The organism is Thermomonospora umbrina (assembly GCF_003386555.1).
Lineage (GTDB): Bacteria > Actinomycetota > Actinomycetes > Streptosporangiales > Streptosporangiaceae > Thermomonospora > Thermomonospora umbrina.
Window position 1 is genome coordinate 4143837 of sequence record NZ_QTTT01000001.1, and the last position, 24536, is coordinate 4168372.

At 73.2% G+C, this 24536-nt stretch carries 20 protein-coding genes and 1 pseudogene; 11 read left to right on the plus strand and 10 right to left on the minus strand.

The window, feature by feature from the left end:
- Window positions 1-90: 90 nt before the first annotated feature.
- Genes DFJ69_RS18535 through DFJ69_RS18545 form a run of 3 tightly spaced genes read right to left on the minus strand, consistent with a single transcriptional unit; the run spans window position 91 to window position 3129 of the window.
- Window positions 91-1854, minus strand: coding sequence for a phospho-sugar mutase (locus tag DFJ69_RS18535; protein WP_116023766.1), 1764 nt, complete (start codon window positions 1852-1854; stop codon window positions 91-93).
- 5 nt (window positions 1855-1859) lie between these two features.
- On the minus strand, window positions 1860-2657 hold the full coding sequence (locus DFJ69_RS18540) for a purine-nucleoside phosphorylase (protein ID WP_116023767.1): 798 nt from the start codon (window positions 2655-2657) through the stop codon (window positions 1860-1862).
- 10 nt (window positions 2658-2667) lie between these two features.
- On the minus strand, window positions 2668-3129 hold the full coding sequence (locus DFJ69_RS18545) for a gamma-glutamylcyclotransferase family protein (RefSeq protein ID WP_116023768.1): 462 nt from the start codon (window positions 3127-3129) through the stop codon (window positions 2668-2670).
- A 94-nt stretch (window positions 3130-3223) separates the two neighbouring features.
- Between DFJ69_RS18545 and DFJ69_RS18550 the strand changes: the two genes are divergently transcribed.
- The 3 genes from DFJ69_RS18550 to DFJ69_RS18560 all read left to right on the plus strand — a co-directional run bounded on the left by DFJ69_RS18550 (window position 3224) and on the right by DFJ69_RS18560 (window position 6025).
- Window positions 3224-4606 (plus strand): NAD(P)H-quinone dehydrogenase, encoded by a 1383-nt coding sequence (locus tag DFJ69_RS18550; RefSeq protein WP_116023769.1) that lies wholly within the window; start codon window positions 3224-3226, stop codon window positions 4604-4606.
- Window positions 4607-4690: 84 nt separating this feature from the next.
- Window positions 4691-5665: a hypothetical protein gene (locus DFJ69_RS18555; protein ID WP_116023770.1), complete on the plus strand. Its 975-nt coding sequence runs from the start codon at window positions 4691-4693 to the stop codon at window positions 5663-5665.
- Window positions 5666-5752: 87 nt separating this feature from the next.
- On the plus strand, window positions 5753-6025 hold the full coding sequence (locus tag DFJ69_RS18560; protein WP_116023771.1) for a GlsB/YeaQ/YmgE family stress response membrane protein: 273 nt from the start codon (window positions 5753-5755) through the stop codon (window positions 6023-6025).
- A gap of 66 nt (window positions 6026-6091) precedes the next feature.
- Here the strand turns inward: DFJ69_RS18560 and DFJ69_RS18565 are convergent, their stop codons facing one another.
- The 4 genes and pseudogenes from DFJ69_RS18565 to DFJ69_RS18580 form a co-directional block, all read right to left on the minus strand.
- Window positions 6092-6412, minus strand: coding sequence for a DUF5313 family protein (locus DFJ69_RS18565; RefSeq protein ID WP_116023772.1), 321 nt, complete (start codon window positions 6410-6412; stop codon window positions 6092-6094).
- Window positions 6413-6439: 27 nt separating this feature from the next.
- A complete protein-coding gene (locus DFJ69_RS18570) occupies window positions 6440-7768 on the minus strand; it encodes a hypothetical protein (RefSeq protein WP_116023773.1) in 1329 nt (442 codons plus the stop codon).
- Between the two features lie 51 nt (window positions 7769-7819).
- Window positions 7820-8896: a baeRF2 domain-containing protein gene (locus DFJ69_RS18575; RefSeq protein WP_116023774.1), complete on the minus strand. Its 1077-nt coding sequence runs from the start codon at window positions 8894-8896 to the stop codon at window positions 7820-7822.
- A 100-nt stretch (window positions 8897-8996) separates the two neighbouring features.
- Window positions 8997-10750, minus strand: a pseudogene (locus tag DFJ69_RS18580) (acetyl/propionyl/methylcrotonyl-CoA carboxylase subunit alpha).
- Between the two features lie 276 nt (window positions 10751-11026).
- On the opposite strand from DFJ69_RS18580, the gene DFJ69_RS18585 reads away from it, so the two are divergent.
- Both DFJ69_RS18585 and DFJ69_RS18590 read left to right on the plus strand, forming a co-directional pair.
- On the plus strand, window positions 11027-11776 hold the full coding sequence (locus DFJ69_RS18585) for a hypothetical protein (protein WP_147312358.1): 750 nt from the start codon (window positions 11027-11029) through the stop codon (window positions 11774-11776).
- 127 nt (window positions 11777-11903) lie between these two features.
- Window positions 11904-12173, plus strand: coding sequence for a WXG100 family type VII secretion target (locus DFJ69_RS18590; protein ID WP_116023776.1), 270 nt, complete (start codon window positions 11904-11906; stop codon window positions 12171-12173).
- A gap of 87 nt (window positions 12174-12260) precedes the next feature.
- Here DFJ69_RS18590 and DFJ69_RS18595 read toward each other — a convergent pair whose 3' ends face one another.
- Window positions 12261-13220: a helix-turn-helix transcriptional regulator gene (locus DFJ69_RS18595; protein WP_211328652.1), complete on the minus strand. Its 960-nt coding sequence runs from the start codon at window positions 13218-13220 to the stop codon at window positions 12261-12263.
- Window positions 13221-13294: 74 nt separating this feature from the next.
- Between DFJ69_RS18595 and DFJ69_RS18600 the strand changes: the two genes are divergently transcribed.
- The 3 genes from DFJ69_RS18600 (at window position 13295) to DFJ69_RS34940 (ending at window position 16829) form a co-directional block, all read left to right on the plus strand.
- A complete protein-coding gene (locus tag DFJ69_RS18600; RefSeq protein ID WP_116026724.1) occupies window positions 13295-14260 on the plus strand; it encodes an ATP-binding cassette domain-containing protein in 966 nt (321 codons plus the stop codon).
- The gene (locus DFJ69_RS18605; protein ID WP_116023777.1) at window positions 14257-15009 is read left to right on the plus strand and encodes an ABC transporter permease; all 753 of its coding nucleotides are present in this window, start codon (window positions 14257-14259) and stop codon (window positions 15007-15009) included. Before DFJ69_RS18600 ends, DFJ69_RS18605 begins: the two co-directional genes overlap by 4 nt.
- A gap of 128 nt (window positions 15010-15137) precedes the next feature.
- Entirely contained in the window at window positions 15138-16829 is a 1692-nt protein-coding gene (locus DFJ69_RS34940) for a serine/threonine-protein kinase (RefSeq protein WP_211328653.1), read from the plus strand.
- A 6-nt stretch (window positions 16830-16835) separates the two neighbouring features.
- On the opposite strand, the gene DFJ69_RS18615 is transcribed toward DFJ69_RS34940, so the two are convergent.
- Complete coding sequence (locus tag DFJ69_RS18615; protein WP_116023778.1) at window positions 16836-17543, minus strand: DNA alkylation repair protein; 708 nt, start codon at window positions 17541-17543, stop codon at window positions 16836-16838.
- A 53-nt stretch (window positions 17544-17596) separates the two neighbouring features.
- Here DFJ69_RS18615 and DFJ69_RS18620 point away from each other — a divergent pair, with 53 nt between their 5' ends.
- Entirely contained in the window at window positions 17597-18067 is a 471-nt protein-coding gene (locus DFJ69_RS18620; protein WP_211328654.1) for a general stress protein, read from the plus strand.
- A gap of 126 nt (window positions 18068-18193) precedes the next feature.
- Window positions 18194-19027 carry a maleylpyruvate isomerase family mycothiol-dependent enzyme gene (locus tag DFJ69_RS18625; RefSeq protein WP_116023779.1) on the plus strand — a complete coding sequence of 278 codons (834 nt, stop codon included), beginning with the start codon at window positions 18194-18196 and terminating at the stop codon, window positions 19025-19027.
- Here DFJ69_RS18625 and DFJ69_RS18630 read toward each other — a convergent pair.
- Window positions 19017-23555: an FtsK/SpoIIIE domain-containing protein gene (locus tag DFJ69_RS18630; RefSeq protein WP_116023780.1), complete on the minus strand. Its 4539-nt coding sequence runs from the start codon at window positions 23553-23555 to the stop codon at window positions 19017-19019. The two genes, DFJ69_RS18625 and DFJ69_RS18630, sit on opposite strands and share 11 nt — an antisense overlap.
- A gap of 171 nt (window positions 23556-23726) precedes the next feature.
- Here DFJ69_RS18630 and DFJ69_RS18635 point away from each other — a divergent pair, with 171 nt between their 5' ends.
- Window positions 23727-24452, plus strand: a complete 726-nt coding sequence (locus DFJ69_RS18635) for a TetR/AcrR family transcriptional regulator (RefSeq protein WP_116023781.1) — start codon at window positions 23727-23729, stop codon at window positions 24450-24452.
- Window positions 24453-24536: the final 84 nt, after the last annotated feature.

A 24536-nucleotide genomic window follows, 5' to 3' on the forward strand; every position in this document is an offset into this window, starting at 1 on the left:
CCCTCCGTTCCTCCGGCCCGACGTCCACCGACCTCACGCGGAACGAGCGCCGAGCCTCTCGGCGCAGCCGTCACCCGCGCCGCCGGGGGTTCAGGATAGGCGGAGGGCCTTGGCGAGGTCGGTGCGGATGGCGTCCAATGAGGCGGTGGCGCGGGAACGAACGGCCGCGAGGTCGTCGTTCGCCGGGAGGACGACCTCCAGGTAGCACTTGAGCTTGGGCTCGGTGCCCGAGGGGCGGATGACGACGCGGGCCCTGCCGTCCGCGCCGGAGAGGTGCAGGCGCAGGCCGTCGGTGGGCGGGAGGGTGTCGGAGCCGAGGGCCAGGTCGTCCACGTGGGTGACGGTACGGCCGCCGAGGGCGGTGGGCGGTGACCGTCGTAGGCGGGCCATGGCGTCGGTGATCAGGGCGCGGTCCTCGACGCGGACGGACAGGGCGCCGGTGGCGTGTAGGCCGAAGCGGCGGGCCTGGTCGTCCAGCAGGTCGAGGAGGGTGCGGCCGTCGCGTTTCGCCTCGGCGGCGAGCGCGGCGACGGCGAGGGCGGCGCCGATGCCGTCCTTGTCGCGGACCGGGACGCCGTCGTCGCCGCCGACGCTGTAGCCCAGGGCCTCCTCGTACCCGAAGACCTGGCGGTCGCCGGGGGAGGTGCGCGCCTTCATGATCCACTTGAAGCCGGTGAGGGACTCGGCGAAGCGCACGCCGTACGCCTCGGCCACCCGCCCGAGCAGCGACGACGACACGATCGTGGTCACCGCCAGCCGGTCGTCGCCGTGGGTGTGCCGCAGGACGTGCTCGCCCAGCAGCCCGCCCACCTCGTCGCCGGTGAGCGTCCGCCAGCCCTCGGACGTGGGAACGGCCACGGCGCAGCGATCGGCGTCCGGGTCGTTCGCGATCACGAGGTCGGCGTCGCGCCGCGCCGCCAGGGCCAGGGCCAGGTCCATCGCCCCCGGCTCCTCCGGGTTGGGGAACGCCACCGTGGGGAAGTCCGGGTCGGGCTCGGCCTGTTCGGCGACCACGGCGGGCGCCGGGAACCCGGCCCGTTCGAAGGCCCGCAGGAACACGTCCAGGCCGACCCCGTGCATCGGCGTGTAGACCACGGACAGGTCACCGGGGCCGTCCACCGGAAGCCCGGCGAGCGCGTCGAGCGCCTCGAGGTAGGCGTCCACGATGCCGTCGTCGAGGACCGTCCAGTCACCGGGCCCGCCGAGCGGCAGCGCGTCGACCCGGCCGACCGCGTCGATCGCCGCCGAGATCTCGGCGTCCAGCGGCGCGAGGATCTGCGCCCCGTCGCCCCAGTAGACCTTGTACCCGTTGTCACGGGGCGGGTTGTGGCTCGCCGTCACCATCACCCCGGCGGCGGCCCCCAGATGCCGTACGGCGAACGCCAGCACGGGTGTCGGCAGCGGCCGGGGCATCACCCAGGCCCGCAGCCCCGCCCCGGTGACCACGGCGGCCGTGTCCAGCGCGAACCGCTCCGACCCGTGCCGCGCGTCGAACCCGATGACCACTCCGAGAGGCCGCCCCGCCCCACCGCTCGACCCGGCACCGCTCGTCCCGGAGTCGATCGCGCCAGAGCCGTTCGCGCCGGGGGCGGGGCTGTCAAAGGTCGGGGTTTCTGTCAGGAGGCGGGTGGTGAGGCCGGCGGCGGCACGGAGGACGGTGACGCGGTTCATGCGGTTGGGGCCCGCGCCCAGTTCGCCGCGCAGGCCCGCCGTGCCGAACTCCAGGCGGGTGGCGAACCGGTCGGCGAGGGCCGGCTCGTCGTCCGCGTCGAGCAGGGCGCGCAGCTCGGCCCTCGTGGCGGGGTCGGGGTCCTGGGTCAGCCAGTCCTCGGCGGCGGCGCGCAGCTCGTTCATCGGGCTCAGAGCTTGCCCGTCAGGGTGGCCAGCAGGTCGCCCATCCGGGCGGCGGACGCGCGGCCCGCCTCCAGGACCTCCTCGTGGTCGAGGGGGCGGTCGGACAGGCCCGCGGCGATGTTGGTCACCAGGGAGATGCCGAGCACCTCCGCGCCGCCCCGGCGGGCCGCGACGGCCTCCAGGACGGTGGACATCCCGACGAGGTCGGAGCCGAGGGTCTGCAGCATCCGGATCTCCGCCGGGGTCTCGTACGTCGGGCCCCGGAAGGCCGTGTAGACGCCCTCGGTCAGCGACGGGTCGATCTCGCGGGCCAGGGTGCGCAGACGCCGGGAGTACACCTCGGTGAGGTCGAGGAAGTCGGCGCCGGTCAGCGGGTTGGCGCCGGTCAGGTTGAGATGGTCGGAGATCAGCACCGGGTCGCCGACCTTCTGCCGCTCGGGGCGCAGACCCCCGGCGGCGTTGGTGAGGACGACGGTCTTCACGCCCGCGGCCAGCGCGGTGCGGACCCCGTGCACGACCGGGTCGACGCCGAGCCCCTCGTACAGATGGGTGCGGCCGAGGAAGACCAGGGCGCGGGCGCCTCCGACCCGTACCGCGCGGATCTTGCCGGCGTGGCCCTCCACGGCGGGCGGCGCGAACCCGGGAAGTTCCGTCACGGGCAGCTCCGCCGCGGGCTCCCCGAGCGCGTCGGCCGCCGGGACCCAGCCGGAGCCCATCACCAGCGCGACGTCGAAGGAGTCGAAGGACCGGGACCGCAGCTCGTCGGCCGCCGCCCTCGCCAGGTCAAAAGCGTCGTTGCTCACTCATCCGACACTACAGCGGCGGTTCGCCCAACGACTTGCAGGGCCGGGTGCGCAGCTCCTTGACGTAGTCGTCGGGGGCCCCGGCCGCCTCGGCGGCGTCGGCGAGGATGCCCAGGTAGCGGGCCGACGGCAGCCCGCCCTCGTAGTCGTCCAGGACGTACATCCAGCACAGGACGTCGCCCTCGAGGGTGTCCACCCGGACCCGGATCTTGCGGTAGACGCCGAGCTCCGCGCCCTCCCAGGCGTCCAGCTCCTGCTCGTCCCAGGCCGGCACGTCGTACAGGACGACGAAGACGTGCTCGTCCGCGTCCTCGACGACGGTCGCCAGCGCGCCGTCCCAGCCGACGTCCCGACCGCCGAACGTGAGCCGCCAGCCCTGCAGCCAGCCGGTCCCGCGCAGCGGTGAGTGCGGTGCCCGCCGAGCCATCTGCTCGGGGTCCATGTTGGAGGCGTACGCCGCGTACAGGGTCACGAGCGTCAAGCGTACGGGTTCCGGGACGCGGGGTGGTGGTCGCCCGGCGGATCATCCGGACGGTCCACTCGTTCCGATGGGAAACAATGGAGACGTGACCCGCATCGTGATCATCGGAGGAGGGCCCGGCGGCTACGAGGCCGCCCTCGTCGCCGCGCAGCTCGGCGGCGAGGTGACCGTGGTCGAGCGGGACGGCCTCGGCGGGGCCTGCGTGCTCACCGACTGCGTGCCCTCCAAGACGCTCATCGCCACCTCGACGCGGATGGCGGTGATGTCGGAGTCCGCAGCCCTCGGCCTGCAGTTCAGCGGCGGCCCCGACGGCATCGTCGGCGGTCTGGAGGTGGACCTCGGCCTGGTCAACAAGCGCGTCAAGGACCTGGCCCGGGCCCAGTCGTTCGACGTCGCCGAGCGCCTCGCCTACGAGGACGTGCGGATCGTGCGCGGCGAGGCCCGGCTCACCGACCCCAACACGGTGACGGTCGACGGCGTCGACCTGCCCGCCGACGTGGTGCTGATCGCCACCGGGGCCACCCCCCGGGTGCTGCCCGGCGCGGAGCCCGACGGCGAGCGCATCCTCAACTGGCGGCAGTTGTACGACCTGCCGGAGCTGCCCGAGGAGCTGATCGTGGTCGGCTCCGGCGTCACCGGCGCCGAGCTGGCCGGGGCCTACCTGTCGCTGGGCTCGAAGGTGACCCTGGTCTCCTCCCGCGACCGGATCCTGCCGTCCGAGGACGCCGACGCCGCCAGCGTGCTGCAGGAGGTGTTCCTGCGACGCGGGATGAACGTGCTGTCACGTTCCAGGGCGGCCGGCGTCCAGCGGACCGGCGACTCGGTGATCGTCACCCTGGAGGACGGCCGCAAGGTCGAGGGCTCGCACTGCCTGATGACGGTCGGCATGGAGCCCAACACGCGCGGCATCGGCCTGGAGAAGGCGGGCATCGAGCTGTCCCGGGGCTTCGTCAAGGTCGACAAGGTCTCCCGGACGGCGGTGAGCAACATCTACGCCGCCGGCGACTGCACCGGGGTGCTGATGCTGGCCTCGGTCGCCGCCATGCAGGGCCGGATCGCCATGTGGCACGCCCTCGGCGAGGCCGTCCAGCCGCTCAAGCTCGGGTGGGTGGCCAGCAACATCTTCACCGACCCGGAGGTCGCCACCGTCGGCGTCTCGCAGAAGATGATCGACGCGGGCGAGGTCAACGCCCGCACGGTGATGCTGCCGCTGTTCAGCAACCCCCGGGCCAAGATGCAGGGCTTCGAGGACGGCTTCGTGAAGCTGTTCTGCCGTCCGTCCACCGGGATCGTGCTGGGCGGCGTGATCGTGGCCCCCCGGGCCAGCGAGCTGATCCTGGGCCTGTCCATCGCCGTTCAGCAGCACCTCACCGTCGACCAGGTGGCGCACACCTTCGCGGTCTACCCGTCGCTGTCGGGCAGCCTGACGGAGGCGTCCCGCCGGCTGATGCAGGAGTCGGCCTACTGACGGTTGTCACACTCGGCGCACCGCCGGGGCTCTTGAGGGGTGAACGGCCGCGCCACGCGGCCCCGAACCCCTCAGGGACCGGCCATGCACGTGACGTCCTTCACCCGCCGCTTCTCGATCGCCGCCCTGGCGATCACCGGCACACTCGCCCTCCCCGCGCCCGGTGCGTCCGCCGCGCCCGCCGTGGCCGCCGCGCCGGGGGCGTCCGCCGCGCCCGCCGCACGGAACGCGCCCTACCTGGGCCGGTGGAACTACGACCAGCCCGACCGTGACTCCGGCCGGAACATCGCCCTGTTGCGCTGCCCCGCCGACACGCCCGACTGCACCGCCCCCGGCCCGAACGGAGGCCCGCTGGAGGTGCCGCAGATCGGTGACATCGTGTACTCCGTCGGCCCGGACGGGGGCGTGGTGGCCCGTACGGACGTGGGCTGCACCTGGCGCTTCGCGGAACGGGACGGCTCCCTGGTGCTGTCACCGGAACGGCAGTACTGCTTCAACCAGGTGAACGGGGTCGGCTACACGATCACCCACTGGACCACCACCACGCGCGGACATCGTCAGCGAGAGGTGATCACCGCGCTGAGCCACCGCCCCGGCGGCGACTACGAGTTCGTTCTCCGGAACGGCACCCGCACCCGGGCTCCGAAGCCCGGAGCGGGAGGCGCGGTACGACGGTTCGCGGGGTCCTGGGCGTACACGCCCGCGAATCGGGCCACCCAGGTCAACATGGCGATGGTCTTCAGGCCGGGTGCCGAGCGGCCCGAGTTCGTCCCGCAGACGGGGCGGATCGAGTTCAGCCGTGCCCGCGACGGCAAGGTGATCGCCCGGACCGACGACGGTTGTCGATGGACGCTGGTCGTGCGCGGCAACACCGCCGCGTTGGCCACGCCCGGGCAGACCTGCGAACTCCCCGGCGCGACCGTGCGACTGTCCCACTGGACGATCGCCGGCGACGGCGTGCGGCAGGCGTCCCGGGTGCGCGGTGCGCGGGAGGACGCCGGCGGCACGGCCGACTTCGTCCTGACGATCGGCGATCTACGCCGGGCCGGACGCGCGTAAGCGGGGGGATCGCTGCCCGAGGATGTGAGAAACCGGCTTCAGCGGGCACACGTCGCGGGACGGACCATCCAATGGGAGGTCGAACCAGTGACCGTGTCAGGGATCTTCACCGCCATCATCATCGGCGCGATCATCGGCGCGCTGGGCCGGCTGGTACTGCCCGGGCGTCAGCCCGTCGGCGTACTGCTGACCATCGGCGTCGGTATCGTCGCCGCGCTCATCGGGACCGCGTTGGCGCAGGGCGTCGGCGTCGCCACGACGAACGGCATCGACTGGATCGAGTTGGTCTTCCAGATCGCTCTCGCCGCCGTCGGCGTCGCCCTCGTCGCCGCCTACAAGCGACGCGGCACGTCACATTGACGCCGGCCGATGAGGGGCCTCCTGCCGAGCGGGAGGCCCCTCAGGGGCGTGCCGGGGCCCCGGTCGTCAGCGGCGGCCGAGGGGCGGCAGGCCGTGTCGGCGCAGTCGGGCGTCGCGGAGGTCGGGCGCGCCGATCGCCACGCTGAACACGCTGGCCAGCAGCGCGAGGAGCGGGACGGACAGGCGCAGCCACCAGGGGCCGGGCAACAGGGCCAACAGGGCGCAGATCGGTGTCATCAGGGCCAGGTGGCGGGCCATCATGCGGCCCCGCCAGCCCGCGTCGGTCAGGTCGTGGCGCACCCAGTCGAGGTTGTCGGGCGGCAGCCGGAAGCCCAGCGTGTAGCCGACGCGACGCCAGGCGCCGGGGTCGCCGGAGAGCCGGGTCACGGGACCCGCCGCCGTCCGGGCGGGCGCTCAGAAGTCGCCGCCGCCGAAATCGCCGCCCCCGCCGAAGTCGCCACTCCCGAAGTCCCATCCGCCGCCGACGTCACCGGTGTCCCCGCCGAAGGAGTCGCCGGGGCCCGCGAAGCCGCCCGGGTATCCGCCGAAGCCCCATCCGCCGCCGAACATCGAGCCCAGGGCCGTGCCGATGAGCATCCCGCTGAGCAGGTCCACGCCCCCGAAGCCCCGGTAGTAGCCGCCCGCGTAGGGCGCGTAGGCGGGCCCGGCGTCCCAGTAGGGCCGCCGCATGCCGTCCACCGGCACCATCCGGGCGTGCGGGCTCTCGCCGCTCAGCACCCGATCGACGTCGGCGGCGCAGGCGGGCACCTCCCGGAGCGCGCCGCCCGGCGGCGACCACGGCACGTCCTGGACGGAGGGGCCGTGCTGCGGGTTGAAGAAGCACGGCGGACGGCGCTCCGGCACGGGATCGCCCGCCAGACGCGCCCGCACCGCCGTCATGGCGTAGCGTCCGTCCTCCAGCGCGGAGGTGACGTTGCGCATGTCCTCCGGCTGCCGCGCCGTCTCCACGGCCCCCTTCGCCGAGTCGTACGCGTTGAGGGCGTGCGTGTAGTCCTCGCGGGCCTCGGGGGCCAGGCTCGGATCGGTCACGTCGAGGTCGAGGGCCATGATGTCCTCGCCCAGTCGCGTGACGTCCTCCTCCACGCTCTCCTTGAGCTCGGCCATCCGCATCTCGTCCCGCCGGCGGCGACGCCGGCGCGACACCAGGAAGACCCCGGCGAGGCCCGCGACGACGACCAGCAGCAGGCTCAGCATCACGAACGTGGTGACGGTGTGGCTGCGGGACTTCTCGGCGGCCTTCTCGTCGGCGAGCGCGCTGAACTCGATCAGCCGGGCGGCGATGTCGTCGCCGCCGGTCTGCGTGATCAGCCGGTTGATCTCGGAGCCGGACAGCCGGTCGGAGATGGCGAGCATCCGGTTGTCGGCCGTGACGGCGACATAGACGTCCCCCTCGCCGACCCGGCCGTGCACGGCCCGCAGCATCCGGACGAGGGTCTGTTGCCCGACACCCTCCCGGGTGACGACGGCACGGATGTCGGCGCGGCCCGCCGAGTCCAGCGCGGCGCGCACGTCGGCCCGCTCGGCGTCGGACAGTGCGCCCGCCGCCTCCGAGGACACGTACAGGCGGGACTGGCGGAGCCCGTCGGCTATCTCGCTGACCGTGTCGGCCCGCGCGGGTGTCGCCCACCCGGCGGCCAGCAGGGTCACCAGCATCACCGAGATCACCGAGAGCAGCCCGGCCGCCGCCCGACGGACGGCGGACCGGACGGAGAATGTGCCCATATCTCTTGGTATGCCCCGCAATGATGGAGATCAGTGCAGGTCAGAACGGTTTTATGCGGTATATCTGAGCACCGCCCCGACCCGTCCCGGGGGCTGCACCTCGTCGGTGAAGACGATCTCCGCGTCGGTGGCGGTGGCGGCGCGCGCCAGCACCGACCCGGCCGCCTCGCAGTGCGGCTCCTCCACGCCCAGCTCGCGCAGCTTCTTCTTGGAGGTGGCCAACTCGTACGGCTGCGGCCCGAACCACAGCTCGCCCCGCAGCGGCCGGGTCACCAGCAGCGTGTCCACCTGCCCGCCGCGCAGCGCCTCGGCCACGTCCGCGAGGCCCGCGATCGCGTCGCCGCGCCCGTACGCCTCCCGGAACCGGGCCACCACCCCGTCCCGGTGCTCCTCGCCGAGCCCGCGCAGCGCCGTGTGGACCTCCTCCTCGAACGCGTGGCCGTTGGAGCCGGCGTTGCGGTTGCCGTGCTCGGCGACCACGGCCTTGCGGACGTACGGCTCGCCGAGGCTCTCCAGGACGAGGTCGCGGGCGCGCAGGTCCCCGCCCACCACGATGACCTCGGCGTCCACCGCGTCGGCCTCCTTGGCCACGCGGGAGGCGACCTCGCGGGCGTTGGCCTCCCAGGTCTCCTCGGCGTTGCGCTGGTAGTGCGACTCCGACCAGCCGCCCGCCCTGACCTTGCGGATGGGCCAGTCCAGGCCCTCGACGGTGGTCACGTGCCGCGAGTCGCCGACACTGATGATCTCCGCGCCCTGCCGGTCGGCCTTGACGCACACGTGCGGCACCGGCTCCTCCCGGCTCTCCAGCAGCGGCATGACGTCCGGCAGCTCGCTCATCCGGACCACCACCTGCGGCGGCGGTGCGGGCAGCACCTCGCTGTGGATCACCCGCCCGTCGGTGGCGAACACCGCGCGCCCGGGGGCGGCGTTGTCGCGGTCGGTGACGACCTCCTCGATCGCGTCGAGGGTCGCGTCGTCGGCCCCCAACCGACCCAGCTCGATCCGAGCGTGTCGCCAGCGCAACCCCAGGGCCTTGGCGGCGTCCGCCGTGTGCCGCTCGGTGGCGAGGTAGACGGAGGCGAACGGGCCGGAGCGCTCGTACAGGGGACGTAGGTAAGCGAGTTTCACCGAGGACCTCCAGCGTGTACGGCTAGGTGTGGCTGCCGTACCCATCAGGAGGGTTCCAACCGTCGTGGGGCCACGGACCTTGCCCCCGTGGAGGAACCCCTCAGCCGGCGTCCTTGATCTCGCAGAGCACCGCGCCGCTGGAGACGGTGGCGCCCACCTCGGCGGCCAGTCCGGTGACGGTGCCCGCCTTGTGGGCGGTGAGGGGCTGCTCCATCTTCATGGCCTCCAGGACCACGACCGTGTCGCCCTCGGCGACGGTGGCGCCCTCCTCGACGACGACCTTGACGATCGTGCCCTGCATGGGGCTGACCAGGGCGTCGCCGCCCGCCGACGCGCCGCCGCCCTTCTTGCCGCCCCGCTTGCGGGCGGGGGCCTGCCCCGAGGGCGCGGGCCCCACGGAGCCCAGCCCCGCCGGCAGCACGACCTCCAGACGCTTGCCGCCGACCTCCACGGTGACGCGCTCGCGTTCGTCCGGGACGGTTTCGCCGGTGGGTGCGCCTTGGTAGGGGGGATGGTGTTGTCGAATTCGGTTTCGATCCAGCGGGTGTGGACGGTGAAGGGTTCGGAGGTGAAGGCGGGGTCGTCGAGGACGGCTCGGTGGAAGGGGAGGACGGTGGGCATTCCGTCGATGTCGAATTCGTTGAGGGCGCGTCGTGCTCGTTGGATGGCCTGCCGGCGGGTGGCGCCGGTGACGATGAGTTTGGCGATGAGGGAGTCGAAGGCTTGGGGGACGGTCTGGCCCTCCTCGTATCCGGTGTCGAGGCGTATGCCGGGGCCGGTGGGGGGTCGCCAGGTGGTGAGGGTGCCGACGGCGGGGAGGAAGCCGCGTCCGGGGTCTTCGGCGTTGAGGCGGAATTCGATGGAGTGGCCGCGGGTGGGGGGGTCGTCGTAGCCGAGGGGTTCGCCGGCGGCGATGCGGAACATTTCGCGGACGAGGTCGATGCCGGTGGTCTCTTCGGTGACGGGGTGTTCGACCTGGAGGCGGGTGTTGACCTCCAGGAAGGAGATGGTGCCGTCTTGGCCGATGAGGAATTCGCAGGTGCCGGCGCCGGTGTAGCCGGCTTCGCGGAGGATGGCCTTGGAGGCGGTGTACAGCAGTCGGTTCTGTTCGTCGGTGAGGAAGGGGGCGGGGGCTTCTTCGAGGAGTTTTTGGTGGCGGCGTTGGAGGGAGCAGTCGCGGGTGGACACGACGATGACGTTGCCGTGGGTGTCGGCCAGGCATTGGGTCTCGACGTGGCGGGGGCGGTCCAGGTAGCGCTCGACGAAGCATTCGCCGCGTCCGAACGCCGCCACGGCCTCCCGCACCGCCGACTCGTACAACTCCGGGATCTCTTGCAGGGTGCGGGCGACCTTGAGGCCGCGTCCGCCGCCGCCGTAGGCGGCCTTGATCGCGATGGGCAGGCCGTGTTCGTGGGCGAACTGGAGGACCTGGTCGGCTCCGGTGACGGGGTCGGGGGTGCCGGCGACGAGGGGCGCGCCGACCTTGTGGGCGATGTGGCGGGCCTGGACCTTGTCGCCCAGGGCGGTGATCGCGGCGGGTGGGGGGCCGATCCAGACCAGGCCGGCGTTGTGGACGGCGGTGGCGAAGTCGGCGTTCTCGGCCAGGAATCCGTATCCGGGGTGGACGGCGTCGGCTCCGGTGTCGGCGGCGATCTTGAGGATCTTGTCGATGTCCAGGTAGGTGTCGGCGGCGGTGCGTCCGCCGAGGGTGTGGGCCTCGTCGGCGGCGCGGACGTGCAGTGCCTCCAGATCGGGCTCGGCGTACACGGCCACGCTGGCCAGCCCCGCGTCCCGGCAGGCGCGGGCGATGCGGACCGCGATCTCTCCACGGTTGGCGATCAAGACCTTGCGCACGTACGTCTCCTCCCGAGGCACCTCGTCCGGTGGCGCGCCCCCGGCCCGATCGGCGCCTCCACCTGGACCGGTGACCTTTGTCAACCTGCTGCGAAGTCTAGATAACCGGCTGCTCGGGATTTTCGTAAGGCCCTGCTTTCCCGGGTTTTGCCCTGCTCGCGGCGGAACCAGGCGCGGAGGGCGACAACGGTCGCGTGGCGTCGATTGCGGCGGGTTCCGGGCATCGCGTGTATCTTCGCGACAGACCCACGGCCGTTGATCGCAACGGAGAGGCTGATGGTTCTTCGCAGGAGCCGTAGGAGCCGCAGGAGCCGCCGGGCCGGCCTGGCCGTCGTCATGCTGGCCGGCTGTGTCGTCGTGCCGTCCTCCCACGTCCTGCCGACCGGCCCCGCCGGCGTCGACGAGGAGACCACGCAGCAGTTGACCGCCGCCGCCCGCACCATGCTGGAGCGCCGCACCCAGGCGCTGGTCCAGGCGTCGTCCCGGGCCCGGCCGCTGCCCGCCGAGGTGCTGGGCGTGCGCATCTCTCCCCGGCTCGCCCGGGCCCAGCAGGAGGCGCTCCGCAGGCTGGAGACCCGCAACCGGGCCCCGGTGGCGGGCGGACCCCCGTTCACGGCGGCGCACACTCGGCTGAAGGGCGCCACGGTGACCCGCGACGGCGACCGCTTCACCCTGGACGCCACCGAGTACACCGAGGTCAGGTACGCGACGCCCGGCGGCGGCGGGGCCGTGACCCAGCGGGTGCGGCGGCGTTTCGAGTTCGCCACCGAGAACGGTCGGCTCACGCTGGTCGGCGAATGGGTGATCGACCCGGACGCCAGCCCGATCAACGACCCGGGGCGTCCGCTGCCGTCGCCGCCCGCGCCCGCGCCGCCCGTCCGCGCCACCACGCCGCCGCCCACGCCCGCGCCGAGCACCGGGGACGGCGCGTCGCCCGCCGTGTCGCCGAGCGCCCCGAGCCCGTCCCCCGCGCCGGACGTTCCCGAGCCCACCCCGGCCGGCGAGGTCACCGACATCTCACGCTGACGCCATGGCCGGAACCGGCCGGCGCGTCCACACCCGGCGGACGGGCCGGGCCATATCCCTTCCCCCCGGGCGGATCTTGCGCGTAAATAGTGCATGTCACCGGTGGCCGAGCGAAGGGAACGGGAAGATGAGCGACAGGCGGGGCGCCAACATCGCGGCTCTGGAAGATCTCTCCCGGATGTTCAGCAAGCACTCCAGGAACCTGGACGCGCTGATCAAGGACCTCAACGGCCGTACCGCGAGCAGCACCGAGATCTGGTGGGGGCCGGGCGCGGACCGGTTCCGCAGCGCCTGGCAGGAGGCCAAGACGGCCTTCGACCGCATGGCCATCGCCCTGGAGGAGGGCGGCCAGGACATCAAGCGCTCCCAGCAGAACATCGAGGCCGCCACCCGCTGACGGCCACCCCGAGAGCCTGCGGGTCCCGGCTCATCCCCCCCGAAGCCGGGGCCCGCAGCCGCCCTCCCGCGCCGTCACGGCCCACCGTCACGGCGCGCCGGCGGCGCGGTCGAAGTGGTCGGCGACCGAGCGCAGGCGGTCCCGCAGCTCCGCCGGGCGGATCACCTCGAACCCGGCGTCCACGGTCGCCAGCACCATGACCGTCCAGTCGAGGGCGTCCACGTGCATGGTGAGGCGGCAGTCACCCGCACCGGTCGCCTCGACCTCCCCCCAGGTCCCCACCCTCCGCTGGATCTCGTCCGCCGGCCTGGCGATGTCTACCACCACCTGGTACCGCTTGGGGATGGACGTGATCTGCCGTCGGACGAACGCGGCGACGTCCCCGCCGGGCAGTTCGCGTTGGCGGAAGCGTTCGCCCGTGGGCTCCGGGTCGGCGAGCCGGTCCACCCGGAAGGTGCGCCAGTCGTGGCGTTCCATGTCCCAGGCCACCAGGTACCAGAGACGCTCACGTGAGACGAGGCGGTGCGGCTCGACCGTGCGCCGCGTCTCCCGCCCGTCGCGGGCCCGGTAGCCGAACCGCAGCCGCTCGTCGTCCCGGCAGCACCGCGCGATCACCGTGAGGGCGACCGCGTCCAGGGGCGGCGCCCCGCCGCGTTCGGCGGGCACCGAGTAGTCGTGCAGCGCCTCGACCCGGCGGCGCAGTCGAGGCGGCATCACCTGGACGACCTTGGCCAGCGCCCGGACCGCCGTCTCCTCCATGCCGCCGACCGCGCCGGCGGCGGCCGTCCCCAGCCCGATCGCGATCGCCACGGCCTCCTCGTCGTCCAGCAGCAGCGGCGGCATGGCGGCCCCGGACCGGAGCTGGTAGCCGCCGCCGACCCCGCGCCCCGCGTCCACCGGATAGCCCAGGTCGCGCAGCCGGTCGATGTCGCGGCGCAGCGTTCGCTCGCTCACCCCCAGCCGGTCCGCCAGCTCCCCGCCCGCCCAGTAGCGATGGGTCTGCAGCAGGGACAGCAACCGCAGCATGCGCGCGCTCGTGTTCGCCATGGATCCATCCTCGCGCGCATTGCGGTCAGAAAGTGGCCGGTATTCCTCCTAACGTGGTCCCCATGACCGAAGCGATGATCCGTACAGAGGGCCTCACCAGGCATTTCACCGTCAAGAAGCAGACGGTCGAGGCGGTGCGCGGCCTCGACCTCGAGGTGCGGGCCGGCGAGCTGGTCGCCCTGCTCGGGCCCAACGGGGCGGGCAAGAGCACCACCCTGCGGATGCTCACCACCCTGCTGGCGCCCACCGCCGGCACCGCGCGGGTCGCCGGCCGCGACGTGACGACCGACCCGCGCGGCGTCCGCCACCGCATCGGCTACGTCGGCCAGGGGAACGGCGCCGCGCACAGCCAACGCGGCCGCGACGAGCTGATCAGCCAGGGCCGCGCGTACGGCCTCGACCGTGCGGCGGCGCGGGACCGGGCCGCCGAGCTGATCGCGTCCCTGGACCTGGAGGCCGTCGCCGACCGGACGGTGTCGTCGCTGTCCGGCGGCCAGCGCCGTCGTCTGGACATCGCGATGGGCCTGATCCACGCCCCGGACCTGCTGTTCCTGGACGAGCCGTCCACCGGTCTCGACCCGCAGAACCGGGCCGCCCTCGCCGGGCACATCACCGCGCTGCGGGAACGGCACGCCACCACGGTGGTCCTGACCACCCACTACCTGGACGAGGCCGACCAGCTCGCCGAGCGGGTCATCGTCATCGACCACGGTCGGGTCATCGCCGACGACACCCCCGAACGCCTCAAGGCCGAGCACGCCGGCGACCGGATCGTGCTGACCTTCGACCACGAACGGGACGCGGCGCGGGCGGCGGGCGAACGGCTCGGCGTCCTGGGCGACGCGCGGATCGAGCAGAGCGGGTCCCGCGTCGTCATCGAGGCCGACGGCGGCGCGCGGCTCGTCCCCAAGCTGCTGCGCGGTCTGGACGACGCCGACATCACGGTGGCCGCCGTCGAGGTCGCCCGACCGACCCTCGACGACGTCTTCCTCAACCTGACCGGGCGCAGCCTGCGCGAAGCCTCCAAGGAGGGCAAGTGAGCACCACCCTCGTCTCCGACACGGCCGTCGTCTTCACCCGCGAACTGCGGCCGGTGCTGCGCAACCCGTTCTCGCTGGTCTTCACGATGGTGCAGCCGGTGTTCTTCCTGGCGCTGTTCGGGCCGCTGCTGCCGGACACCGTCCCCGGCGGCGGCTCGGCGCTGCAGTGGTTCGTGCCCGGGATCATCGTGATGTCGTGCCTGTTCGCCGGTTCGGTCACCGGCTCCAACCTGCAGTTCGAGATCCAGACCGGCTCGCACGAGCGGATGCTGGTGTCCCCGCTGCGGCGGCCGGCCTTGATCGTGGGCCGCTCGCTCAAGGAGATCGTGCCGATCATGGGCCAGGCGCTGATCATCATGGCGGTCACCGTCCCGTTCGGCTTCCGGCCGGATCCCGCCGGCGCGCTGCTCGGGCTGCTGCTGATCGCCGTGTTCGGGGTGGGTCTCGGCGCGCTGTCGTACACGCTGGCGCTGGCGTCCAAGGACCAGGAGTGGCTGTTCTGGACCGTGCAGCAGACGCTGCTGTTCCCCTTGCTGCTGCTCGCCGGGATGCTGCTGCCGATCGACGACGGTCCCGGCTGGCTGCGGACGCTGGCCCGGTTCAACCCGCTCACGTACGTGGTGGACGCGGAACGGGCCCTGTTCGGCGGGGAGATCGTCTCGGCGACCGTCGGCTACGGGGTCCTGGCGGCCCTCGGTGTCGCGGTCGGCGGGCTCCTCATCGGCATCCGCGCCATGCGGAACGCCTGACCCTCCGTCGTTCGACGCGCCCCGTGCCCCGGTGTCTCCGGGCAGGGGGCGCGGGTCGTTTTCGTGTGGTTCGCTCCAATTCTTGACATCATCGGTGCTCCGCCAAGTCGAGACGGACGGGGGAGTCCATGGTCACGCAACCGTTGCGTCCTGAGGATCCGCAGGAGATCGGGTCCTACCGGCTGCTCGGCCGGCTGGGCGGCGGCGGGATGGGCCAGGTCTTCCTGGGGCGTTCGCCGGGGGGCCGCCCCGTCGCGGTGAAGCTCGTCCTGCCGGGTCTGGCGGCCGACTCCGACTTCCGCCGCCGTTTCGCCCAGGAGATCGACGCCGCGCGTCGCGTCGGCGGCTTCCACACCGCCCAGCTCGTGGACGCCGACCCGCACTCCGACCCGCCGTGGCTCGTCACCGCCTACGTTCCGGGTCCGTCCCTCCAGGACGCGATCGAGACCCACGGGCCGCTCCCGGAACGCACCGTCCGCGCCCTGGGGGCGGGGCTGGCGGAGGGGCTCGGGGCCATCCACGCCTGCGGGCTGGTGCACCGCGATCTCAAGCCGGGGAACGTCATCCTGGCCGAGGACGGCCCCCGGATCATCGACTTCGGGATCGCCCGCGCGATGGGCTCCACGATGATGACGGCGGCGGGCTCGGTGATGGGGACCCCCGGCTTCATGTCCCCGGAACAGGCCGAGGGGGCTCAGGACCTGGGGCCGGCCAGCGACGTGTTCGCCCTGGGGTCCGTGCTCACCTACGCCGCCACCGGCGAGGGGCCGTTCGACGCGGGCTCCATCGCCTCGATCGTCTACCGCATCATCCGCGAGGATCCCGACCTCGGGCCCGTCCCCGCCTCGCTGCGCGCCCTGGTGGGCGCCTGTCTGGCCAAGGACCCGGCCGCCCGGCCCGGCATCCCGGACGTCCTGCGGTATCTGTCCGACGCCTCCGGGACCTCCGAGGCGTGGCTGCCGGCCCCGGTCACGGCCATGATCGCCGAACGCAACCTCGGCACCGGCCCGAGCGCGGCCTCCCCGCAGCCGCCGCCCCCGCCGGCGACGCCTCCGCCCTTCCCCGTGACGCCGGCGCACGGCGCGCCCGTGGGGTCCGGGGCGCCCGGGATGCTGACGCCTCCGCCGTTCCCCGTGACCCCCGCGCCGTTCCCGCTGACGCCCGCGCCCGGAGTGCCCGCGCAGTATCCCGGCGGCGGATGGACGCCTTCCCCCGCGCCCGCGCCCGCCCCCGCCTGGCAGCAGCAGGGCCCCACGACCCCGTCGTACGGGCCGCCCGGGCCCGGCACGCCGTCCCCGACCGGGCCGCGCCTGGTGGCGGTGGGTGTCGCCGTGCTCGCCGTGCTCGTCCTCGTCATCGTGGGCGTTCTGGTGGTCGCGACCAACGGCGACGACGACCCGCGCGCCGAGACCTCGCAGTCGACCGGTGCCGACAACGACCCGCCGCCCGCGGGGGAGGCGCCCGGCACGTCGGTCGCTCCCGTCCTCGGCGCGTGGACGGGCACCTACACCTGCACCCAGGGCCTCACGAACCTGTCACTGCTCATCACCGAGGCCGCCGGAGGGGGTCTGGAGGCCACCTTCAGGTTCTCCGCCCATCCCAGCAACCCGTCCGTCCCGAACGGGTCGTTCGTCATGAAGGGCAGCTTCACCAACGGCGTCCTCGACCTGAACGGCGACCGCTGGCTGCAGCGGCCGGGGTCCTACCTCATGGTCGACATCAAGGCCACCAACATCACCGGCGACCGGCCCCTCACCATCAACGGCGTCGTCGACTCCACCGGCTCGGAGTGCTCCACGTTCTCGATACGCCGCGTCTGAGCCCGGTCACCTCGCGGCCGGCCGGGGGAGGTGGCGGGTCGCCTCCCGGAGGGTCACGCCCGAGAGCCGCTCGGCGCGCTCGTCGACCCAGGCGGCCACCCAGTCGGGATCGCGCTTGGAGAGCTCGCGCAGCACCCAGCCGAGGGCCTTGCGGATGAAGAACTCCCGTTCGCCGAGCAGGACGTCGCCGTACCGGGAGATCCGCGCCAGATCGGGACGGCCGGCGCGGATGCCGCGCAGCAACGCAAGGAGCGCCGACCGCCTGATCCACAGGACGGGGTCGTGCACCCACGCGTCCAGCGTCGCGGCCGTCTGCGGCCGGCGGAGGACCATGTCCCCGACGACGCGGTCGGCGAGCGCGTCCACGTACACCCAACTGCTCGACTCGCGGAGGAACCGCTCGGCGAGGGCGAGATCCTCCGGCTCCAGCGAGGGGGCCCGCTTGACCAGCACCTCCACGGCGGCCATCCGCAACTCGTGCACGGGAACGCCGTCGCTCGAAGCCGTCCACAGCCTCTCGGCCAGGGCGAGCACCTCGGCGCGCTCGACGCGTGACCGCACGGCCGCGAGCGCCACCTTCCGGATCGCCGGGACCGGCACCCCCAGGTGGACGAGGTCGCTCTTCAAATAGCGCTTCTCCTGCATGGCCCGTTCCGGACCGCCCAGCGAACGCAGCGACGCCTCGACCTCCCGCGCCACCTCTGCGACGTCCATGGCGGCACCCTAACCGGACGTGTGCGCAAGTCCTCAACGGGCATGCAGGCCCCATGTCGACGCCACCTCTCAACAGGACGCTGCTGACGACCGAGCCGATCGCGACGTACGCCGGGTACGAGGACGCGCAGGCGGCCGTCGACCGGCTGTCCGATCTGCACTTCCCGGTCGAGCACTCGGTGATCGTCGGGGTGGACCTGCGGATGGTCGAGCAGGTCCTCGGGCGGCTCACGACCCTGCGCGCCGTCGGCATGGGCGCCGGGTCCGGGGCCTGGTTCGGCCTGCTCATCGGGCTGTTCTTCGCCATCTTCACACCCGGGTCGCTGTCCTCGGTGGGCGTCATCCTGGCCGGGCTGCTCTGGGGGGCGGTCGCCGGGGCGCTGTTCGGGCTGGTGACGCACGCGATGAGCGGGGGCCGTCGCGACTTCGTCTCCAAGAGCGCCCTCGTCGCCGCCACGTACGAGGTGCGCGTCGAGACCGGCCACGCGGCCCGCGCCAGGGAACTGCTGGAGAGAGGCGCGTGAGCCTCGAGGGTCACTCCTCCTCGGCGATCTCCGGGTGTTCCGTCTCGATCCGCTCGGTCAGGAAGTGCAGGTCGTCGCGGGAACTTAGCCGAGTCCGGCCCGCTGAGGTGATCTACCGTGGGAACGATGGACGATCTCTCTTGGCTGGGCCCACCGATCGACGCGCGTCCGCTGTTCCCCGAGGAGCGCGGGGAACTGCTCGGGCTGCTCCGGGAACTCGACGCCGACGAGTGGCGGGCGGAGGCCGTACCGGGATGGACGGTGCGCGACCTGACCGCGCACGTCCTCGGCGTCGACTACGGCCGCATCTCACGAGACCGGGACGGACATCGGGAGGGCCCCGCGCCCCGGCCGGGGGAGACCTTCGAGGAGTTCATCCACCGGATCAATCAGGAATGGGTGGACGCCGCCGCCCGGATCAGCCCCCGCGCCCTGACCGAGTCGCTGGACATGACGGGGGCGGCCATCGCCGCCCTGTGGGAGGGCGGCGACCCCGACGGGAGGAGCCTGGACGTCTCGTGGGCGGGGGCCGATCCCGCCCCGTTGTGGCTCGACTGCGCGCGTGACCTGACCGAGTACTGGACGCATCGACAGCAGATCCGGCACGCCACGGGCCGTGGGACCGACGGGAATCCCCGGCTCCTCGGGCCGGTGCTCGACACGTTCATGAGGGCCCTGCCGCACACCCTGCGTCACACGGCGGCGGGCATCGGGGAGCAGGTGCGGGTGATCGTGGAAGGCCCGGCGGGCAGCGCCTGGACCGCGACCAGAACCTCGACGGGCTGGTCCCTGGCCTCTCGCGAAGGCGCACCGGCCGCGACGGTGCGCATGGACGCGGAGACGGCCTGGCGGCTCTGCACACGCGGCCTCGAACCCCGAGAGGCCCTGGCGCGCGGCCACGTCGAGGGCGATCGGCGGCTCGGCACGGCGGTCTTCGAGATCCTGTCCATCATCCGCTGACCTCCGGGGGAAGCGCGACCTGGATCTGAGACGCCGTCCCCAACGTGACGAAGAGCCCCCGGCCCGTGGGCCCGGCGAGGGACGTGTTGCGAGGCAGGCGCAGGCCGAAGAGCTCCCCGTCGTCGGGCGAGTCGACGGACAGGAGCACCCCCGAGCGCGAACGTCGGGTGTCGGACAGGAACCCCCGGAACCCTCGGGCGAGGTCCTCGGTGGTGCCGCCGATGACCAGGGCGTGCTCGCCGTCCCGCGCGGTGCGGAGGACGGTGCGCAGGGCGTCGTCGAGGTCGGTCTCGTCGAGGAGTTCGGCGTCGTCGACGATGACGACATAGCGGTGCTCGTCGCCGATCGCCTCCAACAGGTCGTTCTCGGTGGCCTCGGCGTTCAGAACGCCCAGGACGCCGGGCCGCCCGGCCAGGGACGCCAACGGGGAACGGCGCGGCGTGAGGAGCAGGACGGGCACCAGGCCCCCCGCGGAGGCCGGGTCGAGGAGGGACAGCGCGATCGTCAGCAACGTGGTCGAACGCCCCGAACGCGCCGGGCCCGCGACCACGAAGCCGGGCCCCTCGTTCAGCAGGTCCACGCCCACCGGGGCGAGGGTGTCGCCGCCGACCCCGACCAGCGCCCACAGCGCCGAGGGGGCCATGTGGTCCGGGTCCAGGGACATCGCCTCGGAGTACGTGACCCGTACGGGCAGCTCGTCCACGTGCAGCGGACGCAGCCGGCGCGAGAGGGTGCCGTACCGCTCCTTGCAGACGCGGGCGACGTCCTGCAGCGCGGCGACCTGCGCCGGGCCGGAGGGGTCGTCGGCGAGCAGGCCGATCTGGGACTCGCGCAGCGGACGCCCCGGCCCCATGTGCTCCACGACCCGTCCCGGCGGCATGAACGCGGGGACCTGGCGTTCCTGCAGCCCCGCGTAGCCGTAGTCCATGGGGTCGGCCATCCGGAGGACGAGCCGCCGGTCGAAGACCGTGGAGATCTGGCCGCCCAACCCCGTCCGGTCGCCGGTGACGACGGCGCGGAGACCGACCGCCGCGCCCTCCCGGAGCAGACGCAGGAAGGCGTCGACCAGACGACCGTAGTCGTAGTGCTCGAACGCCCCCAGGAAACCCTCCCACCGGTCGAGCAGGAGCACCATCCACGGCATCCGGTCGGAGGACGCCACGGCGGCCCGCTGCTCGGCCAAGGTGGCGAAGCCGGCCTCCGCCAAGACCTGCTGACGTCGGGAGACCTCGGTCGACAGGGCCGACAGCAGCCGTTCGCAGCGGTCGAGCTGGTCGCGTCCGACGACGGCCCCGCAGTGCGGCAGGGCGACCAGCGGGAGCAGCGCGTTGGCCCCGCAGTCGATGGCGTACAGATGCACGTCGTACGGGGAGCAGGCGGACGCCAACGAGCCCGCCAGGGTGCGGAGCACGGTCGAACGGCCCGACTGGGCGGCCCCGGCGACGTAGAGGTGCCCGCCCGAGGCCAGGTCGAGGCTCAGGGCCTCGCGGGACTGGACCTCCGGCAGATCCGTGACCCCGAACTCCAGCGGCGGCACGTCCACCACCGAGCCCCCGGCGGCGGTGCGCAGCGAGACCCGGACCCGGTCGGGCAACGGGTCCAGCCAGGGCGAGCGCTGCGCCGGGACCCCGGCGCGCGTGGCCGCCTCACCGATCGCGCGGACCAGCAACGCCAGGTCGGTGACCGTGTCGGTGTCCTCCGGCTCGCCGGACGACGGCAGCGCGCGGCCCAGCCCCTCCCACGGCACCGGCAGAACGGCGGCGGTCGACCCCTGCGTCCCCTTGGACAGGGTGACGTCGGCGCGCGACCCGGGGCGGCGTCCGCCGATCCGCGCCGTCTGCACCGCGAACGGCGTGGCCGCCCCCGACCGCACGTAACAGCGGCCCGGCGTGGACTGCGGGATGTGCGCGGCGTCCGGGGCGTCGAGGACGTCGGTGGACTCGTCCGCGTCGGTCACCCGCAGCGCGATCCGCAGGTTCGTGTTGGCGCGGATGTCGGCGGTGACCACCCCGGCGGGCCGCTGTGTGGCCAGGATCAGGTGGACGCCCAGGGAACGACCCCGTCGGCCGATGTCCACCAGGCCCGCCACGAAGTCCGGCAGCTCGGCCACCATCGCCGCGAACTCGTCGATGACCAGCACCAGCCGGGGCAGCGGGGGCAGGTCGGGGCCGGCGGCCGTCCCGGGGCGGGCGTACCGGCCCACGCCACCGCCCTGGACGGCGCGGGACGCGGCGGCGCGGTCGCGAAGGTCGCCGTAGTCCTCGATGTCCTTGGCCCCCGCGTTCAGCAGGATCTCCTCGCGGCGGCGCAGCTCGGCGGCCAGCGACTGCAGGGCCCGTTCGGTCAGGTGCCCGTCGAGGTCGGTGACCATCCCCACGGTGTGCGGCAGGGCGGCGCAGTCCTTGAACGCCGCCCCGCCCTTGTAGTCGATGAGGACGAACGTCATCTCGTCCGGCCGGTTGGCGACCGCCAGCGCGGCGATGAGGGTCTGCAGCAGCTCCGACTTGCCCGCGCCGGTCGTTCCGGCGATCAGTCCGTGCGGGCCGTCCGTGCGCAGGTCGAGCCGGTACGGGCCGTCGGCGGCGACGCCGATCGGCACCCGGGTGGTGCGGCCGCCGCCGTCCTTCCACGCGTTCAGCACGTGCGCGGCCGTGGGGTCGGGCATCTCGAGCAGGTCCAGCAGCCGGGCCTGCGCGGGCAGGGACTCGTCGGCGTCCTCGCGGGACACGTCGCGGACGGGGGCCAGCGCCCGGGCCACCCGTTCGGCCCAGGCCACCGAGACCTGGTCGGCGAGGATCGGGCCGATGGCGTCCAGGCCCTGCCCGCGCAGCCGGAGGGTGTCGGGGACGTCGCCGCTCCACTCCCAGGTCGCGACGGCCGCGCACTCCTCGGGGAGGAGCCGCTCCTCGTCGTCGATGCACAGCGCGTACACGCCGTACTCGGGGCCGCGCGCCAGCACGTGGGGCATCCCGGGGACCCGCCGCAGCGCCCGCGCCCCGTCGAGCACGACCAGGATGTTGTACGGCACGTCCGGCCGCCCCGCCTCGCCGAACGCCGAGGTGGGGTCCGCGGAACGGCGGCGTTCGGTGATGCGGATGGCCAGTTCGGTGACCCGGTGCGCGATGGACTCCGGGTCGGCCCCGACGAGCGCCAGACATTCCTCGCCCGCGTGCGGGGCGCAGTGCGGCAGCCAGCGCACCCAGTTCCAGTGCTCGGCCCCGTCCTCCTCGGCGGACAGCACCACGATGGCCAGGTCGCGAGGGCTGTGCAGCAGCGCCGACTGCGCGACCATCCACCGGGCCAGCGCCCGCGCCGCCGGACGCGGCCCGGTCAGCCCGAAGACCCCGAGGTCCGCCAGCCGCAGCGCCACCGGCACCGCGTGCGCGACGGGCACCTGAACGGTCCCGTCCTCGTTGCCCTCCAACTCGATCCGCGCGGGAAGGTCGGCCAGACCAACCCGCATGTGCAAGGTGTCCTCATCGGTGATGCGGCGCTCCCACAGCCGCCGGCGAGGGCCGGTCGCCGTCAGCAGCGCCTCGGCGGGGTCGACGCGCAGCGCCCGCCGGTCGTCCTGATCGCGGCGGCGCAACGCGTCCAGCTCCCCGGCGAACGCGGCGCTGCGCCGCTGGTACTCCTTCAACTCCTTGCGGTACGACTTGCGCCCGTACATCCGGTCCGAGGCCCACTCGCCGACCTGGATCAGGGGCCAGCTCAACGCGAACAGGGCCCACCACCACTGCCCCAGCGCATACGCCATGACCAGGCCGAACAGCGAGAACAGCAGCGCACCGAACAACCGCAGCCGCTCCCGATGTCCGCGCTCGGGCGGACGCGGGACGGCCAACTTGCGGGGCCGCCATGCCGGACCGATCCGCGGCGGCCGGTTGAAGGCGAGCCCCCCGCCGGGCAGCGGCTCCAGGTGCGTGTCGGGGGCCGTGCTGGGCGCCACGGTCAGCACCGTGGAGCCGACCATCAACAGCGCGCCGAACGGCCACGGCGTCCGGCCCTCCAGTCTCCGCCCCTCCAGGAGCGCCACGGTCTGCTCGGACGCCTCGACCTCCACGCCACTGGCGCCACCGGCCGCGCGCTGGACGGTGATGCGCAGCGACCGGGGCGGAATGCCGGGATCGGCGACGCTCAGGTCGACGTCCTCACCGCCGCCCAAGGTGCTGGTGCCGAGCCCGAGCCGATGCACCGCCCCGGCGGCCGGCCCCCCGGTGACCCGGACCTCGACCAGCCCGGTCGGCTCGGCGAACACCGTGGCCGCGGCCGCCCGCCGCTCCACCGCCACGACCGCCCCGTCCCGCAGCTCCCGAACGGCCTGCGCCTGCGGATCCAGCATCCGCCCGTCCATCCAGAGCGCCCGTCGAGAGTCCTCACCCGAACGCGGCCTGGGAATCGTCGGCGAATCGGTGTCCAGAGCGTCGAAAACAGCCTTCGCCACATTTCCGACGGTCATTTCGGAATCGGCGTCGATCACCACATCCCGTGGCCCCAGGCCGGTCAGCGCGGTGAGCGAGATCCGCATTCAACCCTCCAGCAATCGGCCGCCGGGCGGCTCCGAACACCGGATCAGCTTAATTACCCCCACCTCCGCCGACGCCCGACGCGCGCGTTCCGATGCCCGGAGTAATTTCCGGAAGCGCTGCTCTCGTTCCATGTCAGCGCTCTGCTAACCTGGCCGGCCTGGGAGGTGGGGATGAACAGGAGCCGGACCGCGCGGGAGCGGGTGCGGGCGGAGCTGACGCGGGAGATCGCCGAGGCGGCCCGGCGGCAGTTGGCCACGGAGGGCGCGGTGGGGTTGTCGCTGCGCGCGGTGGCCCGCGAGATGGGGATGGCGTCCTCGGCGGTCTATCGCTACTTCCCGAGCAAGGACGACCTGCTCACGGCCTTGATCGTGGAGGGTTACAACACCCTCGGGGAGGCGGTGGAGCAGGCGGACGCGGGGTGCGGGCGCGATGACCACGGTGGGCGGTGGCGGGCGATCTGCGATGCCGTTCGCGGCTGGGCGTTGGACCGGCCGCACGAGTACGCGCTGCTGTACGGGTCGCCGGTGCCCGGTTATCAGGCCCCTCAGGACACGGTTCCCCCGGCTCTGCGGGACACGCTCGTGTTCGGTCGGATCGTGAGCGACGCCCACGAGGCGGGGACGCTCGTCACACCGGCGAACGCCCCGGCGGCCCCGGCGGCGTCGGCCGAGGACCTGGCGCGGGTTCGGGAACGCATCATGCCGGGGGTTCCGGACGATGCGGCGGCCCGTGCGGTGACCGCCTGGTCGGCGCTCTTCGGATGGGTGAGTTTCGAACTGTTCGGCCAGTTCAACAACGTCGTGGAGGATCGCGACGCGTTGTTCGGGCACACCGTGGCGTCGCTCGGCTCGCTCATCGGGTTGCCGGCCCCGAGGGCCGAAATTGACCGCGGGTAAGCCATGATGTGATCACCGAAACGGCAGGTCCCCGGGGCCACACCCGGTGACGGGACGGCATATCCCCGGAGAATCCATTGACGG

Excerpts from the sequence above, each read along its gene's own strand:
- DFJ69_RS18535 (WP_116023766.1), bottom strand. The coding sequence starts at position 1,854 with ATGAACGAGCTGCGCGCCGCCGCCGAGGACTGGCTGACCCAGGACCCC.
- DFJ69_RS18555 (WP_116023770.1), top strand. The coding sequence starts at position 4,691 with ATGCACGTGACGTCCTTCACCCGCCGCTTCTCGATCGCCGCCCTGGCG.
- DFJ69_RS18570 (WP_116023773.1), bottom strand. The coding sequence starts at position 7,768 with ATGGGCACATTCTCCGTCCGGTCCGCCGTCCGTCGGGCGGCGGCCGGG.
- DFJ69_RS18585 (WP_147312358.1), top strand. The coding sequence starts at position 11,027 with ATGGTTCTTCGCAGGAGCCGTAGGAGCCGCAGGAGCCGCCGGGCCGGC.
- DFJ69_RS18590 (WP_116023776.1), top strand. The coding sequence starts at position 11,904 with ATGAGCGACAGGCGGGGCGCCAACATCGCGGCTCTGGAAGATCTCTCC.
- DFJ69_RS18595 (WP_211328652.1), bottom strand. The coding sequence starts at position 13,220 with ATGGCGAACACGAGCGCGCGCATGCTGCGGTTGCTGTCCCTGCTGCAG.
- DFJ69_RS18600 (WP_116026724.1), top strand. The coding sequence starts at position 13,295 with ATGATCCGTACAGAGGGCCTCACCAGGCATTTCACCGTCAAGAAGCAG.
- DFJ69_RS34940 (WP_211328653.1), top strand. The coding sequence starts at position 15,138 with ATGGTCACGCAACCGTTGCGTCCTGAGGATCCGCAGGAGATCGGGTCC.
- DFJ69_RS18615 (WP_116023778.1), bottom strand. The coding sequence starts at position 17,543 with ATGGACGTCGCAGAGGTGGCGCGGGAGGTCGAGGCGTCGCTGCGTTCG.
- DFJ69_RS18620 (WP_211328654.1), top strand. The coding sequence starts at position 17,597 with ATGTCGACGCCACCTCTCAACAGGACGCTGCTGACGACCGAGCCGATC.
- DFJ69_RS18625 (WP_116023779.1), top strand. The coding sequence starts at position 18,194 with ATGGACGATCTCTCTTGGCTGGGCCCACCGATCGACGCGCGTCCGCTG.
- DFJ69_RS18630 (WP_116023780.1), bottom strand. The coding sequence starts at position 23,555 with ATGCGGATCTCGCTCACCGCGCTGACCGGCCTGGGGCCACGGGATGTG.
- DFJ69_RS18635 (WP_116023781.1), top strand. The coding sequence starts at position 23,727 with ATGAACAGGAGCCGGACCGCGCGGGAGCGGGTGCGGGCGGAGCTGACG.